Origin of the sequence: Sphingobacterium sp. BN32 (genome assembly GCF_030503615.1) — a bacterium.
In the GTDB taxonomy this organism is placed as follows: domain Bacteria; phylum Bacteroidota; class Bacteroidia; order Sphingobacteriales; family Sphingobacteriaceae; genus Sphingobacterium.
The window spans coordinates 3,839,570-3,855,315 of record NZ_CP129963.1 but is presented as its reverse complement, the minus strand read 5'-3'; the positions used below and the strand labels follow the sequence as shown (position 1 = coordinate 3,855,315).

Annotated in this window: 11 protein-coding genes and 1 tRNA gene; 7 read left to right on the top strand and 5 right to left on the bottom strand. The window is 43.3% G+C overall.

Features of this window, described 5'->3' with window-relative positions:
* Position 1 precedes the first annotated feature (1 nt).
* The 3 genes from QYC40_RS16350 (at position 2) to QYC40_RS16340 (ending at position 5,798) form a co-directional block, all read left to right on the top strand.
* Complete coding sequence (locus QYC40_RS16350) at positions 2-772, top strand: SDR family NAD(P)-dependent oxidoreductase (protein ID WP_301991252.1); 771 nt, start codon at positions 2-4, stop codon at positions 770-772.
* A 378-nt stretch (positions 773-1,150) separates the two neighbouring features.
* Complete coding sequence (locus QYC40_RS16345; protein WP_301991251.1) at positions 1,151-4,276, top strand: TonB-dependent receptor; 3,126 nt, start codon at positions 1,151-1,153, stop codon at positions 4,274-4,276.
* Between the two features lie 16 nt (positions 4,277-4,292).
* A complete protein-coding gene (locus QYC40_RS16340) occupies positions 4,293-5,798 on the top strand; it encodes a RagB/SusD family nutrient uptake outer membrane protein (protein ID WP_301991250.1) in 1,506 nt (501 codons plus the stop codon).
* A 99-nt stretch (positions 5,799-5,897) separates the two neighbouring features.
* Here QYC40_RS16340 and QYC40_RS16335 read toward each other — a convergent pair whose 3' ends face one another.
* Positions 5,898-6,137 (bottom strand): hypothetical protein, encoded by a 240-nt coding sequence (locus QYC40_RS16335; protein ID WP_301991249.1) that lies wholly within the window; start codon positions 6,135-6,137, stop codon positions 5,898-5,900.
* 242 nt (positions 6,138-6,379) lie between these two features.
* Between QYC40_RS16335 and QYC40_RS16330 the strand changes: the two genes are divergently transcribed.
* The 3 genes from QYC40_RS16330 (at position 6,380) to QYC40_RS16320 (ending at position 10,254) form a co-directional block, all read left to right on the top strand.
* Complete coding sequence (locus QYC40_RS16330) at positions 6,380-9,049, top strand: DUF5916 domain-containing protein (RefSeq protein ID WP_301991248.1); 2,670 nt, start codon at positions 6,380-6,382, stop codon at positions 9,047-9,049.
* 207 nt (positions 9,050-9,256) lie between these two features.
* Positions 9,257-9,475 (top strand): hypothetical protein, encoded by a 219-nt coding sequence (locus QYC40_RS16325; RefSeq protein WP_301991246.1) that lies wholly within the window; start codon positions 9,257-9,259, stop codon positions 9,473-9,475.
* Positions 9,476-9,825: 350 nt separating this feature from the next.
* Complete coding sequence (locus QYC40_RS16320) at positions 9,826-10,254, top strand: cold-shock protein (RefSeq protein ID WP_301991245.1); 429 nt, start codon at positions 9,826-9,828, stop codon at positions 10,252-10,254.
* 279 nt (positions 10,255-10,533) lie between these two features.
* On the opposite strand, the gene QYC40_RS16315 is transcribed toward QYC40_RS16320, so the two are convergent.
* Both QYC40_RS16315 and QYC40_RS16310 read right to left on the bottom strand, forming a co-directional pair.
* Positions 10,534-11,415, bottom strand: coding sequence for a DUF72 domain-containing protein (locus tag QYC40_RS16315; protein WP_301991244.1), 882 nt, complete (start codon positions 11,413-11,415; stop codon positions 10,534-10,536).
* Positions 11,416-11,590: 175 nt separating this feature from the next.
* Positions 11,591-11,662: transfer RNA gene (locus QYC40_RS16310), tRNA-Glu, on the bottom strand.
* Between the two features lie 116 nt (positions 11,663-11,778).
* Between QYC40_RS16310 and QYC40_RS16305 the strand changes: the two genes are divergently transcribed.
* Positions 11,779-14,262, top strand: a complete 2,484-nt coding sequence (locus QYC40_RS16305) for a family 20 glycosylhydrolase (protein WP_301991243.1) — start codon at positions 11,779-11,781, stop codon at positions 14,260-14,262.
* A gap of 39 nt (positions 14,263-14,301) precedes the next feature.
* On the opposite strand, the gene QYC40_RS16300 is transcribed toward QYC40_RS16305, so the two are convergent.
* The gene (locus tag QYC40_RS16300) at positions 14,302-15,024 is read right to left on the bottom strand and encodes a hypothetical protein (protein ID WP_301991241.1); all 723 of its coding nucleotides are present in this window, start codon (positions 15,022-15,024) and stop codon (positions 14,302-14,304) included.
* Positions 15,025-15,222: 198 nt separating this feature from the next.
* The gene (ribH, locus tag QYC40_RS16295; protein ID WP_301991240.1) at positions 15,223-15,711 is read right to left on the bottom strand and encodes a 6,7-dimethyl-8-ribityllumazine synthase; all 489 of its coding nucleotides are present in this window, start codon (positions 15,709-15,711) and stop codon (positions 15,223-15,225) included.
* Positions 15,712-15,746 lie beyond the last annotated feature (35 nt).

The window sequence follows — 15,746 nt, the reverse complement described above, 5'->3', positions numbered from 1 at the left end:
AATGAGTGTTTTGAATACGTTTGATTTAAAGGGCAAAGTAGCGATCGTTACGGGTTGTAAACGTGGTATCGGGAAGGCTATGGCTGAGGGATTAGCGGAGGCAGGAGCGGATATCATCGGTGTTTCGGCAACTTTGGAATTGGAAGGTTCGGCGGTGCAAAAGTCTATCGAGAGCTTGGGAAGAAAGTTTTACGCCTACCAATGTGATTTTGCGAACAGAGAGTCGCTTTATGCGTTCATCAAGCAGGTCAAGCAAAATCATCCTACTATTGATATTTTGTTTAACAATGCGGGAAATATCCTGCGCAAGCCTGCGGCAGAACATCCGGATGAGTATTGGGATGAAATCATTGAAATCAACCAGAATGCGCAGTTTATCCTGACGCGTGAAATAGGTAAGGATATGGTTGCTAGAGGTTCCGGCAAGATTGTATTTACGGCTTCTCTACTTTCTTTCCAGGGTGGTATCAATGTGCCTGGCTATGCGGCGTCGAAGGGAGCAATTGCTTCGCTTACGAAAGCATTTGCCAACGAATGGGCAAGCAAAGGCGTAAATGTCAATGCAATAGCCCCGGGATACATTGCGACCGATAATACCGAAGCTTTGCGCAATGATGCTAACCGTTCGGCATCGATCCTAGATCGCATTCCTGCGGGTCGCTGGGGAGAGGCGGAGGACTTTAAAGGTCCGGCGGTATTCCTCGCTTCTAAGGCAGCAGATTATGTGCATGGCACTATCCTAACCGTAGATGGCGGTTGGATGGGTAGATAATACCCTTACTAAAGATTAATAAACTTGGAAGCTTCAGGCTATATCATCAACTTGAAGCTTCCTTATAACCTTCTCGCGAGAGAACATGATTATTTCTACCGCGTGTATTGTTCGGGTAAAGAGATAATCGACGCCAAATAGCTTGCTAATCATTAAGATTATTTGGCTTCAACCTTTATAAACTTTTGACGTACATTGGTATCGTCGATCTCCACACTAACCATAGGGGGACTTAAGTAAAAAATATACGTATTGGATTTTAGATTTCAGGGTTCCGCGGGGCACCGTGTGCTTTGTGGGTCTTGTTATTCTGGCTCCACACAATAATAAATAACCTATATAAACTATTAATGAATTAACCATTTTAAACAAGAAATCATGTACAAAAATTATGATGTACGGCCGGGCCTCAATGGTTTGGCGTCTAGAAGGATGAATGGCAAGATTCTGTCTATTATTGCCTCTTTTTTGGTGATGGGCAGTACACAAGCGCATGCGCTTGCTCCTTCAACTACGAGCAGTATCCACAACAGTATTTCTAAGCAATCAACAGTAAATGGGCGAGTAACAGATGGCGGCTCTCCGGTGCAAGGGGTTTCCGTAACGATGAAGGGGGTAGCGGGATCAGGAACGACGACCAATGCGAACGGTGAGTTCAGTGTTCAGGTGGATAACCCGAATGCAACACTAGTCTTTACGATGGTTGGTTTCACTACACAAGAGGTTCCATTGCGCGGGCAAAGCAATGTAAATGTTAGTTTGGCTTCTGCCGATACAGATATCGAACAGGTTGTCGTAATCGGATATGGTACTCAGAAAAAGAGCGACCTGACGGGTTCAGTTTCTTCCGTAGGTTCGGAGAAAATCAATGCTTTCCCGCTGGCGGGTACAGCGCAGGCATTACAGGGGCGTGCTCCGGGGGTATCGGTGTCCAGTATCAATGGCGAGCCTGGGCGGGCGCCACGCGTTCGCGTTCGTGGAGGAACTTCCATCAATGCTAGCTCTGACCCTTTATATGTAGTGGATGGTTTCCCGGGCAGTACTCCGCCTGCACCTGAGGATGTCGAGTCGATCGAGATTCTGAAGGATGCCTCGGCAACTGCAATATATGGTTCCCGTGGTGCTAATGGGGTTATCATGATTACAACGAAAAAGGGTAAGATCGGAAAACCTATGGTCGAGTTCAATAATTCTATCGCCACGCAACAAGTCGGAAAGCGATTGGATCTGTTGAACGCATCGGAATTCGGGGCGTATATTAATGATGTTTATGTGAATGGTGGCAATAATAATATCCCTTTTCCTAATCCGGAATCTTTGGGCGAGGGTACAGATTGGCAGGATCTGGTTTTCCGCAATGGTAATCTTCTGAGCAACCAATTATCGGTATCCGGCGGCTCAGATAATATTCGATACTACACTGCGGTCAATCATTACGGACAAAAAGGTACTGTTATTGAATCGGATTACCGTCGTTTCTCAGGTACGTCGAATTTGGACATGAAGGTCAACGATCGCATTAAGATCGGAACGCGTTTGCTATTCAACAGAAGCATATTAAACGGTGTAAGAACACAAGAGAGTAGTAGTGGTACGACCGCTGCAGGTGTTATCTCCGGCGCTTTACGCTTCGAGCCTACGCAGGGCATCTTTGACGACGCAGGAAACTATACCTTAAAGAAGTTCGGCGATCCGCATGACAACCCTGTTGCTGCAGCTAGAGAAAGAGCGAATGAAGTGAAAACCGACTTGTTCCAAGGGAATGGCTATCTGGAGCTTACCTTATTAAAGGATTTGATTTTCCGCAGTACGGTAGGTTTGCAGGTTAGCAACCAACGTACCGGTAATTACGTATCAAAACGATTGGTAGAGGGACGTAACTTTGGAGGGATAGGCTCCATCGCAGCACATAAAAATACGAATGTAATCAGTGAGAACTATTTGAACTATAATCTGAAGATCAACGAGGCGAATAACTTAGACGCGATGGTTGGTTACTCTTATCAGAGTTCGAGAAATGAGTCATGGCAAGCAAACAATAGGAACTTTATCTCCGACAGCTTCTCTTATTGGAATTTAGGCGCCGGTTCTAATTATCAGAATGCCTCTTCGAATTTGGAGGACTGGATCATGTCTTCTTTCTACGGTCGTATCAATTATAATCTCTTGGGAAGATACCTGTTCACCGCAACTGGTCGTTATGATGGTTCCTCCCGATTTGGAGAAAACAATAAATGGGCGTTTTTCCCGTCGGCAGCCTTTGCATGGAATGTTAACCAAGAGCCTTTCATGGAGTCTGTTGAAGCGATTTCCAACTTAAAGATCAGAACAAGTTACGGAGAGACCGGTAACTCTGAGATCGGTTCATATCAGTCCTTAGCGCGCTATTCAGCAACCTTAGCGACTATGGCTGGAGTACCTGTAAATGCTGTTCGTCCTACGAACGTTGCCAACCCGAACTTAACTTGGGAAACGACGAAACAAACAGATGCAGGTATCGACATCGGATTCTTAAATAATAAAATCAACCTGACAGTAGATTACTATTACAAGAAAACAATAGACTTACTGTATTCTGTTCCATTGCCAATTTATTCCGGATATACAGGCTCTCTACAAAACGTGGGGAGTGTAGAGAACAAAGGATGGGAATTTGCATTAGGAACAACGAATATCGATCGTGAATTGAAATGGAATACCGACTTCAATATCACTTTCAACAGAAACAAAATTCTTCAATTGCCGGGTGGCGATATTCGTTATAATACTATTCCTGGGCATATGTTGTCTACCGACTCGCAGATATTGCGCGAAGGTGAAGTGGTAGGAGCGTTTTACGGTTGGGTTTTTGATGGAGTATACCAACAAGGCGATGACTTTAGTCCGCAACCTAGCAAAAAACCGGGCGACGTAAAGTATAAGGATATCTTTGGTCGTGATGCTTCTAATAACCTAGTAGCCGGAGCTGATGGCAAGATTAATGCAGATGATAGAACAATCATCGGTAATCCTCATCCGGACTTTATCTTCGGTTTCAACAATGATTTCAAATACAAGAACTTTGATTTAAATATCTTTTTCCAAGGGTCTTACGGTAATGACATGTTGAATATCACACGTATGGAGTTAGACTGGATGGCAGGTAAAGGAAATGCAACGAAAGATGCATTAAACCGCTGGACACCAACAAATACCAATACAGATGTGCCGCGTGCGAGTGCTTCTAACAACCCGGAAGTATCCTCTCGTTGGGTTGAAGATGGTTCTTACCTACGTCTGAAGAACTTAGCCTTGGGCTATAATGTTCCGAAGACTGCCATCGGTAAAATCGGGATAGATCAATTGCGCTTATTTGCTAGTGCACAGAATATCTGGACATGGACCAATTACTCGGGATTTGATCCTGAAGTTAGCTTCCAGGATTCTAACCGCAACATCGGTTTAGACTACATGGGCTATCCAAACATCAAGTCTTTCACTTTTGGTATTAATGCAAGATTTTAATTCGACTCAATTAATTATGAAAAAGATATTTAAGTTTTTTGTTATCGCTGGGTTATGTGTTGTATCAGCTTCCTGTACGAAGTTAGATGAAGAACCGACCAGCATATTAGTTCCCTCACAGTATTTCAATACAGAAGCCGATGCTGAGGCTGCGGTGATGGGTATATATAGTTTAGTTTCTAATGGAGATGGTTATGGACGACGTTTGACGATGGTGCTGCAACTATTGGGTGATGATATGGATATTGCTGATATCGGTACGCAATCCAGTCGTATCCAACTCAATAACTTTAGTCATGATGCTAGTAATCAGGATATCCTCGCGGTATGGCGAACAGCCTACTTAGGAATTGGAGCTGCCAATGCGGCTATCGACGGGATTCCGAAAGTTCAGATGGATGAAAAGAAGAAAAATGCCCTTATTGCGGAAGCTAGGGTATTGAGAGCCTTGTTCTATTCGCATTTAGTGCAGTTGTTTGGCGATGTGCCTTATATGGGCGCTAGTGTTACGGATCCAGCAACAGTAACTGACATCTCGAGAACGAAGGCAGATGAAGTGTATGGTCATATGATCGAAGATTGTAAGTTTGGGGTGGCGAATCTACCGAATACGTATGCGAGTAATAATCGTGCAAGACCCTCAAAAGGTTCAGCACAGACATTATTAGCGTCAATTTACATGATACAAGGGAAGTGGGCCGAGGCAGCGACCGAGGCGGACGCTGTAATCAAGGCTGCGAGCTCTTATAACTATGCTTTGGTAAAAGACTTCCAGGATCTATGGAAAGCAGACCTAGGTTATCAATCGGAGCATGTATGGGTAGCAGACTTTGCGGGTGGTATCACGGGAGAGAACAGCTCGAACGTGGATTATACGGCGCCAATGACGGGCGTTCGTGATGCCGATATGCAGGGTTGGAGTGTATTAGTGCCGTCCAATGGCATGTTCAGCAGTTTCTCCGATCAGGATTATCGCAAAAAGGTTAGCTACCTGTTAGAAACACCAATTAAGGGGGTGATGACACCTTGGAATAAGTTCCGTTGGCCTAAGATCCATACCGCGAAGTGGTGTTTGTTTCCGGGCGATAATGCAGGTGCTGATGGCGCAGACTCGGATATCAAGCACGTTATCTTCCGTTATGCGGAGGTGCTATTGATGGCTGCGGAAGCAATCAACGAGAGCAAAGGCGGTCCTACGGCTGAGGCTTACAGTTATCTGAATGCTGTTAGGGCTCGTGCGCGCTATACACCGCAAGGACAACAGGCTTATCCTGCCGATGCTGCGGGGATGACACAGGCACAATTCAGGGCGGCAGTTCGCGAAGAACGTCGTGTAGAACTGGCATTCGAATGGAAGCGTTGGTATGATATCAAGCGTTGGAATATCGTAGTGGAATCTTTTACCAAACCAGATGCTTTAGAAAAGCAGGCTAATGTGAAAGAACATCATAAGCTATTGCCAGTGCCACAGGATGAGATCAACAGAAATCAAAACTTGTTGCCACAGAATCCGGGGTATTAATATTTATAATTATCGAATGCATGCCCAGCTTATATGAAAGCATCGATAAAGGCATAATGAACGAAGAAGCTGTCCATTTGGGCAGCTTCTTCGTTCAACTTAATTTAGTTTTTCATAGATGCTAGGGTCATGCTCTCGCTTGCTCGTTACAGGCTTTCTCCTTGGCACTTCGCATGCACCTGAAGAACAAGTGCTAATATTTAATATCGGCAGTAGGGTGAAAAGTGCGCCTAAGCCTGCTATTAGCCAATGTGACGCCATAATTCCCTGAATAGTAATGATTATACCCATCACCAAGCGGAGCAACCTGACCACATTCCAACTTCTTAAATAATTCATATCCTCGTCCTTTCTTTTATCAACAAAATATCAATCTTCTTATTTCAAAGATATCAGCTTAGACGAACAGTGTTGGTAACTTGAGTTACATAGCGTTTGCATACCTGTTCGTCGGCATCTTTGTTGAGGGATTTAGAAGGTATTTTAATGTAGTACTCTGCTTTTTATCTCATTGTTGTTACCATAGAAACATGCGCGTATTTTTTAATACATTTGATACCATCAACAAAACCTAGATCGCCTTGAAGAATTTAATAATGGGAATTGCCCTTTCGTTGCTTGTTTGCGTAGCATCAACAGCAAAGGCTCAGGACCCAAGAAAAGAGGTAGTTACTTTTGAAGACGCCTACAAACGAACCTACAATATCAGCAAAATAGAAAACCAAAAGCCCCAGATTGATGGAAAGCTAGACGAGGATATTTGGCAGAAGCAGGGGATGTGGTCGGAGAAATTCTCACAGGTTATTCCTTTCGAGCGCGTCCATACGAATTCCTGGACACGCGTTAAGCTATTTTACGATGATCAGAATATTTATGTAGGTGTGTATTGCAAAGATGAGCATCCCGAGACGATGAATGCGTTTATAGGGAATCGCGACGATAATAGCAATGGCGATTTGATCAGTATTGCTTTTGATACCTATCATGATTACCGGGTCGCGCCGGAATTCAATATCAATCTTGGCGGTAATAAAACGGATCTAACGGTAACAGACAAGCTATCGGTAAACCTTAGCTGGAATGCTGTATGGGAGGGGAGGACGCATATTAATATGCAGGACTCTTCCTGGACGGCAGAGCTGCGGATCCCCTTCAGCCAGCTTCGCTACAATCAGGAAAACGAAGATGGTGTATGGGGGCTGCATGTTCGCCGAATTATCCGGAGAAACAATGAGGTGCAGAACTGGAGCTTAATTCCTATTAAAAATAACGGACATGTCTTTTCTTTCGGCGAGATGCACGGTATGACGGATCTTCCGAAGCCGAGAGGCATCGAATTCCTGCCCTATGCGATGACGAAATATGTAAATGAACCGAAGATTCCGAATAGTCCTTTTCAGAAAGGTCAGAAGTTTCACCTGAATGCGGGGCTGGACGCGAAGTTCTCCCTGAGCGATTATACCTTCGACATGACGATCAATCCCGATTACGGGCAGGTGGAATTAGACCCTTCGGTTATGAACTTGACGGCCTATGAGGTCTTCTATGATGAAAAACGACCATTTTTCTTGGAGGGGAAACATATCCTAGAATTTGATAATAACGAGCGGGGGATGATGTTTTATTCGCGTCGTATCGGTGCAATGCCATCTTACAAACCACAAGGAATAGATAATGTAGAGAACTTCGCCAGTACACCTGGCTTTATCCCTATTTTGGGGGCACTAAAACTGACGGGGACCAACAAAAATGGGCTTACTGTAGGCTTACTGGAAAGCATCACGGCAAAAACACAGTCTCAGACCTCAAGAAAAGGTATTCGCGGCGAGGAACTGACCGAACCCCTAACGAATTATACTGTCGCCCGCTTGCAGAAGAACTGGGACGGAAATACGCTGTTCGGTGGAATGATTACTTCCGTGAACCGGAAGCTGGATGAGGATCATTTAAAAGAGGCGCTCGTAGAGAACGCCTTTACAGCAGGGTTGGACTTTACCCAGTATTTCAATAAGCGATTGTATTATATCGACGCTAAGGCGATGTATAGTAGCTTAAACGGCTCCGCCAGCTCGATATTGATGAAAAAGCGCAATGCCACACATTATTATCATCGGGCATCGGGTATAGATTACCTGGATCTGGATCCTACAGCGACTACGCTCGCCGGTACAGGAGGTTATGTGAAGGCGGGAAAAAAGGGGAATGCTCAATGGAATTATTCGCAAACCTTTAACTGGTCTTCGCCGGGTTTTGACTTGAATGACGTGGGCTATAACAAAGAGTCGGATTACATGCTGAACGAATCGGAAGTTGCCTTCCGCAAGACCGACCCTTGGGGTCCTTTCCGATTTGCAGGCATCAATTTGACCCAAAAGAACATCTGGAATTTCGGAGGGCAGGCGATCAATAACGATGTCGCTGTCCGCTTTCGTAGCTTAAGTACCGTCCATCGGTTTGAAATGGACGTGAAAGAAACCTTCAGCTGGAATACAGTAGATAGCCGTAGGCTACGCGGCGGTCCCGATATGCGCTATGGATCTAACTTCGAAACAAATGTCGATTTGAGTACCGACCGTGCCAAGCGGGTCGTTTTTAAGGTTCTCTACAACGGACGGCATTATATGGAAGAAAAAACAGCTTACAATACCTTACAGCCAAGTTTTATTTTCCGAATCGGCAATCACGTAAAGCTGACTACACAATTCAACTATGCCAACAATAGCGACGAGCTACAATATGTGAACACGGTAAAGGCTAGTGCTGGGAACGAGGAAAGCACCGAATATGTTTTGGGCCGAATGAAGCAACGTACGTATGGTGTCACCATGAATATGCAAGTGAACCTGACGCCGGATATTTCCATCCAATACTATGGTTCTCCGTTTACTTCGACTGCAAAATATGATCGATTTAAAACTGCATTGGATACCCGATCGCATCACTACGAAGATCGATTCTCTGCCATCGCCGAACAGGAGATAAGCGCAGGAGATGGAAACTATGCGGTAATAAAGGATGGGAAGTCTTTTAGTTTTAAAGATCCGAACTTTAGTTTCAATGAGTTTCGATCGAACCTCGTCGCCCGATGGGAATACAAGCCCGGTTCGACGGTTTATTTGGTCTGGGAACATAATCGCTCCAGACAGGATCCACGCTACTATCCAACCTGGGGAAACAACATCGATCGCATGTTCGGATTCCAAGGTGTAAACACCTTGATGCTCAAGATGAACTACTGGTTTGCCCTGTAATTTGAAAAACCGTGTTAATGCCGTTAAAACCAGTATTTATTACGGTTTTTTCACAATGATTTGTAAGTCAGTGATTTAATTGTTAAATTGTAGGTAGCAAAAACGATAAAATGTCTGCTAAATGTCGCGAATCTCCATTCGCATCAGCAGACGTACAACATCAAGATTGCTATCATCAATAACATATTAAATAGGAGGACCACGATCATGGACAGCTTAAAATTCGAAATCAGCACCGCCACGCAGCAACAGCTGCAAAGAGTTCAAGAAGTATTGAACGACCTGAGTTCCGTCAATGAATGGCAAATTGCCCCCTATGTTGACGGCTATTTGGTCTCCCTCAAAGGGATCAATATGCAAATTGTCAACATCTTGACTTGTATTTCTGCACTAGGCCTTGATGCAGAAAGATTGTATGAGGAGTAATCGCGATCTCAACGCAAACAAAACTCCCCCTGCCTTTAAAACAGCTTCTGTTTATTGAAACAAACAACTTAGCGGAAGTCCCATCATAAGAGAAATACGTAAAGAAATGATGGGACTTATGTTTATATAGAATCGCCAATGTTACATGGAGAACAGGCCTATATCATCGTTTACAGGAAGAAGGATGTGTAGGTTAAGACTGGCGTTACGCTGCTAGCATTTACTTGATAATTTGCTTAATATTTCGTATCTTTGATTTATTCACAAAGGATCATAACTCTTCTGTCCAAGGCGCATCTCCCTGCTTAAGATATTAATCTTCCTTATTTATTCACCCTTAATTCTATTTAATGGCTAAAAGTCAACTCACATTTAAGAAAAAAGAAACTGCAAAGAAGAAGCTTCAGAAGAAGCAAGAAAAACAAGAACGAAGAGAAATCAACAAGTCGAACAACAATAAGGGCAAAGCTCTTGAAGAAATGTTTGCTTACGTGGACGAGTTTGGAAATATTTCAGATACGCCACCATCGCAACCTTACAAATTCAAAGAAGAAGACCTTCAGCGTCCAGCTGACCCGACGGAAGAATACCATTTCGGAAAAGTGTCTTTCTACAACGAAGTAGGTCATTATGGTTTTATCCGTGACAACGAAACGAGAGAAACTGTTTATTTTAATGACAACTTAGCGGGTATGGTATTGAATCTTAACCAAGCGGTTAAATACAAATACGCGCGTTCTAAGCAAGGAAATCAAATTACGGAAGTAGAGAAGATTTAATCTTTACTTTCCTACGAGATAAATTAGAAGCTGTCCTGAAGGGTGGCTTCTTCTCGTTTATATGGCTTTTGTCTACTCCTCAGTCGAGCCTTCATGGAGACTTCGTCGACTCAAACCCAATGTAAAGCCCTTTCAAACCCAATGCAAACCCCAATCATAAGCGCTCTGGAAGGGGTATGATATGGGTTTGAATTGAATATGGATAGGGATTGCGCTATTCGATGTCAGACTTAGCCTTGTAGCGCATAGAATGCTGACTCCTCTTGTAGGAAAGCATCCTTATTTTTGATTTATATTAGCCTTTTCCGGAACGCGTAGCTTCGTGCCGAGTTCTTGATTCAGTTGCTGGATAAAATGCGTCGCCAATAGGGGCGAATCTATTTCCGTTCGTTCGTGGATGAAAAAATAGAGATTCTGCAGGCCTGCCTTTTTCCAAGCTGCAATCCGCTCTACCCACTCGTCCAAACGAGGATAATCGATAGGATGGTTTGCTCCAACGAAACGAACAAATGCCGTAGGGGTCGTCAGTCGCATGTGCAACATATCGCGACGACCGGGTGTGTCGACAATTATGTTGGTTATTTTATTTTTCTCGAGCAAGCTGTAAAGTTTTTCGGCATTTTCCGGCTCAAACCATTCTTCATTTCGCACTTCCACCGCCAATGGATATCCTTTCGGAAACTTCTCGACGAAGCGCTCAACGCGATCAAAATCCTTCGGCTTAAAGTTGTTGATCATCTGTAAGAACGCCATTTCGAGTTTCTTTTCGAACAATACGGTGGAATCGACAAAGGCTTCTAGTTTTTCTTCGAAGTTCAGGAGTCGACCGTAATGGGATATGGACTGCGTAATCTTCGGAAAGAATTTAAAGCCATCCGGTGTTTTGTTTTTCCAGGTTTCCACCTGATCCTTGGTTGGCGATTTATAGAACGTAGCATTCATTTCAATGGAATTGAACTGCGTAGCGTAGTAAGTCAGCTCGTCTTTTGTGCCCCGAGGATAGAAGCCTTTCAGATCGCTGCGGTTCCATTTTGCACATCCTACGTATATGGACAGGGGTTTCTTGCTTTTATGCTTTTTTAATAGCGCAAGCGTTTCCTTTGGGGTTTTGGGGAGTTTGAAGTCGATGGATGATGGATCTGCTACTTGTCCGAATTTCATGCTGAATGATGTTTATGGAGTGATAATTAATTAACAATGTTAGGAGGAGAATGTTGATGGGGTTGGGATAAATAACCCGGGAGAAGGATTAGGAGGAAGAAGGATCATTGAGTTTGTGCGTCGTTACAGGGTGCTTTAGGGCATAAAAAAAGCGACTTTTTCAAGTCGCTTTTCGTAGCCCGTAGGGGAATCGAACCCCTGTTTCAAGAATGAAAATCTTGCGTCCTAACCCCTAGACGAACGGGCCTTATTGTGTTTCGGTGTGCAAATATAGAACTTACTTTTTTATTCGCAAAATATTTTTGATAAAAATTGAATAACTACGTTTTTTACCTACTTTTAAGCATTAACTTTAATTAAATTATGCAGCTATTAACGAAAATGGGACTTATGATTCTCATGACAAGCATGTCTAGCCTATCTGTGCTGGGTCAGGACCTTAACCTAAAATGGGATTATGGAAAGACCTACAATGGAAAGGACGATTTAGGACTTCAACTTACATTAATTAATAAATCAAACAATACCTTAAATCTCAACGATTACGCTTTATGGTTCAGCTCGATGTATCCCATTAAGGAGGGAAACTTTGGCGCTTATACCATCCATAATCGAAATGGGAATTTATACAGTATAGACTTCAATGCGCAAGCAATTGCCGCGAAGGACTCTTTATTGATCAAGTATCAATCGCCTTATCCGATTGCACATACCTCGCTTATCCCGAATGGCTTCTACTTACAGCAGCATAATGATCCTAAGAAAGTTATCGAGATTGGCGATCCTACAATTACCCCGTTGAAGTTGTCGAGCGCTGAGCAACAGCAGTTTCTAAGCGCACTTTATGATAAAAATGCCGCAAGAGCAGGCGATGCCAATCAGTTGATTCTTCCGACTCCGATGTCGATCAAGGAGGGTAGAGGCACGCTGAGACTTTCGGGCTCGGTGGGATATTACATCGATGCTGCGTTCAATTTTGAGATGAGCATGTTTCAGGAATTCGCTGCGCAACTTAGGCAATTGAATTTTACGGATGCACAGCAGAACGCCGCGAAGGTTAGGGTATTATTTGACAAGACTTTAGGGGAAGAAGAATATAAACTGTCGATCAATTCGAATGCTGTGGAAATTAAGGCAGGTAAGCCATCTGGAGCATTCTATGCCATACAATCGCTGAAGTCTTTAATGACTGCGGATCAATTAAATGGCATCGGAAATGTGAATCTACCATTTTTAGAAGTTCATGATAAACCCCGTTACGAATATAGGGGGTTGATGATTGACATTGCTAGAAATTTTAAGGATAAACAAGTTATCTTGAAATACCTCGATCTGATGGCGATGTACAAAATCAATAAGCTGCATCTTCATTTTATTGATGATGAGGGATGGCGTCTGGAGATTCCTGCGTTGCCAGAACTAACGGACATTGGATCGGTACGCTCGCCTTATTTTCAGGATGGTCAGAGTTTGCAACCAGCTTATGGCTCGGGAACCACAGTAACCAACGGGCATTTTCTTTCCAAAGCAGACTTTCAAGAGATATTAAAGTATGCCGCGGCTCGCTATATCACGGTTATTCCTGAGGTTGAAACTCCTGGACATGCACGCGCTGCAATCAAGGCTATGGAAGCTCGTTATAAGCGTCTGATGGCGCAAGGCAAGCAGAAGGAGGCGGAAGAGTTTTTGTTGTACGAAGCCGAAGATAAATCGGTATACAGCTCGGCGCAATACTGGGACGATAATGTGATGAACCCGGCACTCCCTTCAGTATATCGCTTTCTAGACGTCGTTATCAGCGAAATTCAGCAAATGTATACGGAAGCTGGATTGAAGTTGGAGACCATTTCCTTAGGAGGTGATGAGGTTCCGTCAGGTTCTTGGGAAAATTCACCGAAGATCAAAGAATTGATGGCTAAGGAAGGCTTCAAGTCAGTTTATGAGGTGTGGCCATATTACATTGGCAGGATCCAGGAAATCTGTGCTGCTAAAGATTTACAGATGGCCGGATGGGAAGAGATAGGAATGGTTAATAAGGGGAATGGCATGGTCGTTAATGAAGAGCTGGCACATAAGAATATGTTGCTGGATGTTTGGAATAACGTAATCGGAGGAGGACAAGAGGATTTAGCCTATAAGCTGGCGAATGCGGGATATAAGACGGTGTTCGCGAGCTGTGCAAACTACTATCTTGATATGGTGTGGGATAAGGATTTCCGTGAACCAGGTCTTAAGTGGGCGTCCATTTCTGATCTTTATCAATCTTTCGCCCTGCTTCCTGAGTCGTTCTTTGCCAATATGAAGTATACCGATGCGGGCGCTAAGCTGGAAGACAGCTATATCAAAGGAAAAGTAAGATTGACAGAGAAAGGAAAATCAAATCTAGTAGGCCTAAAGGCTGCTTTATGGCAAGAAACGGTACTCACGGCTGAACGAATGGATTATATGCTTCTGCCACGCTTATATGCTTTAGCAGAACGCGCATGGAGACCTGCGCACGCTTGGGAAGATGACTTTAAGTTCGATAAGAAAGCTTTTGATAAATCCTATTCTGCCTTTATCAATAAGGTAGGAAAGCAAGAGCTTCCGAAGTTACAACCGCTTGCAGGAGGATTCCAATACCGTTTGCCATCCGTAGGCGTGAAGCAACAAGGCGATAAACTACTTGCGAACATTGAATACCCAGGATTCGTGATACATTACACAACTGACGGTTCCGAACCGAATGCAAACAGTCAGGTATTCCCTAACGAAGGAATTAAGGTACAAAAAGGACAGATAATTAAGCTTGCTACTGTTTCTACCGATGGTCGAGTAGGACGGGTGAGTGAGTTTATCCAGGAATAATAAAGCAGAGAAAAAGCCCGCGATTCGCGGGCTTTTCTATTAGAATGTTTTAAACTTTTGTTTTTCCATATCAGTAAAGGATGCAACCTTCTGGTAAGAGATGCTGTCTGAGCTACCTTTAAAGCTCGTAGGGAGCACTAAGCCACTTCCGATGTCTTTATAGCCATTAACGATATAACTCTTGCTGTCGACGTCTATACGCTTGATTAGGCCAGTTTCTTCGTTAACATAGATGCTACCTGACTTACCGAGGAAGTTATTGAACATAATTTTCTTCAAACGCTCCGCATTGATAATCTTGCTTTCAGTCTGATCGCTCAGCGTAGAATTGGATAATAACGTAACGGGTAGCGACAATACCTTTAAATCCAGATTATATTGTTCGATTACATCTGAAAGATCATCTTTATATTCTTGAACGGGTAAAGTAGCTCCGTTCTCATTGAATACCCCTGTTAATTTCTGCGTGCGTACGTTGAATAATAATACGACACTTTCGTTATTGATTCCACCTTCGAAGCGGACATCTCCGGTTTTCTTATCCAAAAGGAATTTGCGCTCCGAACTGATCGAGCTGAATTTGCTGTTACCTGATACGGTAAACATCATATAGTTTGTGTTATCCCATTTACTTTTTCCACCGATGCCCGTCCAAATCTTATCACTGATCGAACTGCTTTGAGCGAAGATGGGTTGCAAAGGAATTGTTACTACAATAAAAAACATGTAGATATAGTAAACTATATTCTTCTTATTTTTCATAATACTGAAATTTTATGTGAACTAGGGTACACCCTATTTTTGTGATTACCTGCTTCTATATTTCTTTTTGGGATATGAACCATAGGCAGCGCACGTTTGGGATGCACATGAAGATAGGATGCTCGTTCCTAAGAACACAACACCCAGAACTATAAATAGATAACGCTTCATAACACTAGTTAATCAAAAACAATACCACTAATGACTCTTATGAATAAGGCCCATTTGAATGGCTGTAATGGCAGCTTCCTCACCTTTATTGCCATGCTTTCCACCAGCGCGGTCAATTGCTTGTTGTAGGTTGTCGGTCGTTAAAACGCCGAAAATAACAGGTTTGCTGTGTTTCAAACCTACTTGTGCAAGTTCAGTACCGACAGCTTGGCAGATAAAATCAAAATGCCTTGTCTCGCCTTGGATGACGCAGCCTAATGCAATAACAGCGTCAAGCTCTTTGTTTCTAAGAGCAATATCGCTTCCAGCGATCAATTCATAACTCCCCGGAACCTCAATCAACTCGATATTCTCTTCTTTAGCACCGTGATCCAATAAACCTTTATACGCACCATTCAATAATGCGCCAGTAATCTGTGCGTTCCATTGTGATACCACTATGGCGAACTTTAAGTTCTCGGCACTGCCAACTTCGATATGGGAAAAATCTGAAAGGTTTTTTAAACTGCTTGACATAATAAAAATGTTATCCTATAAAAAAGGGCCACCTG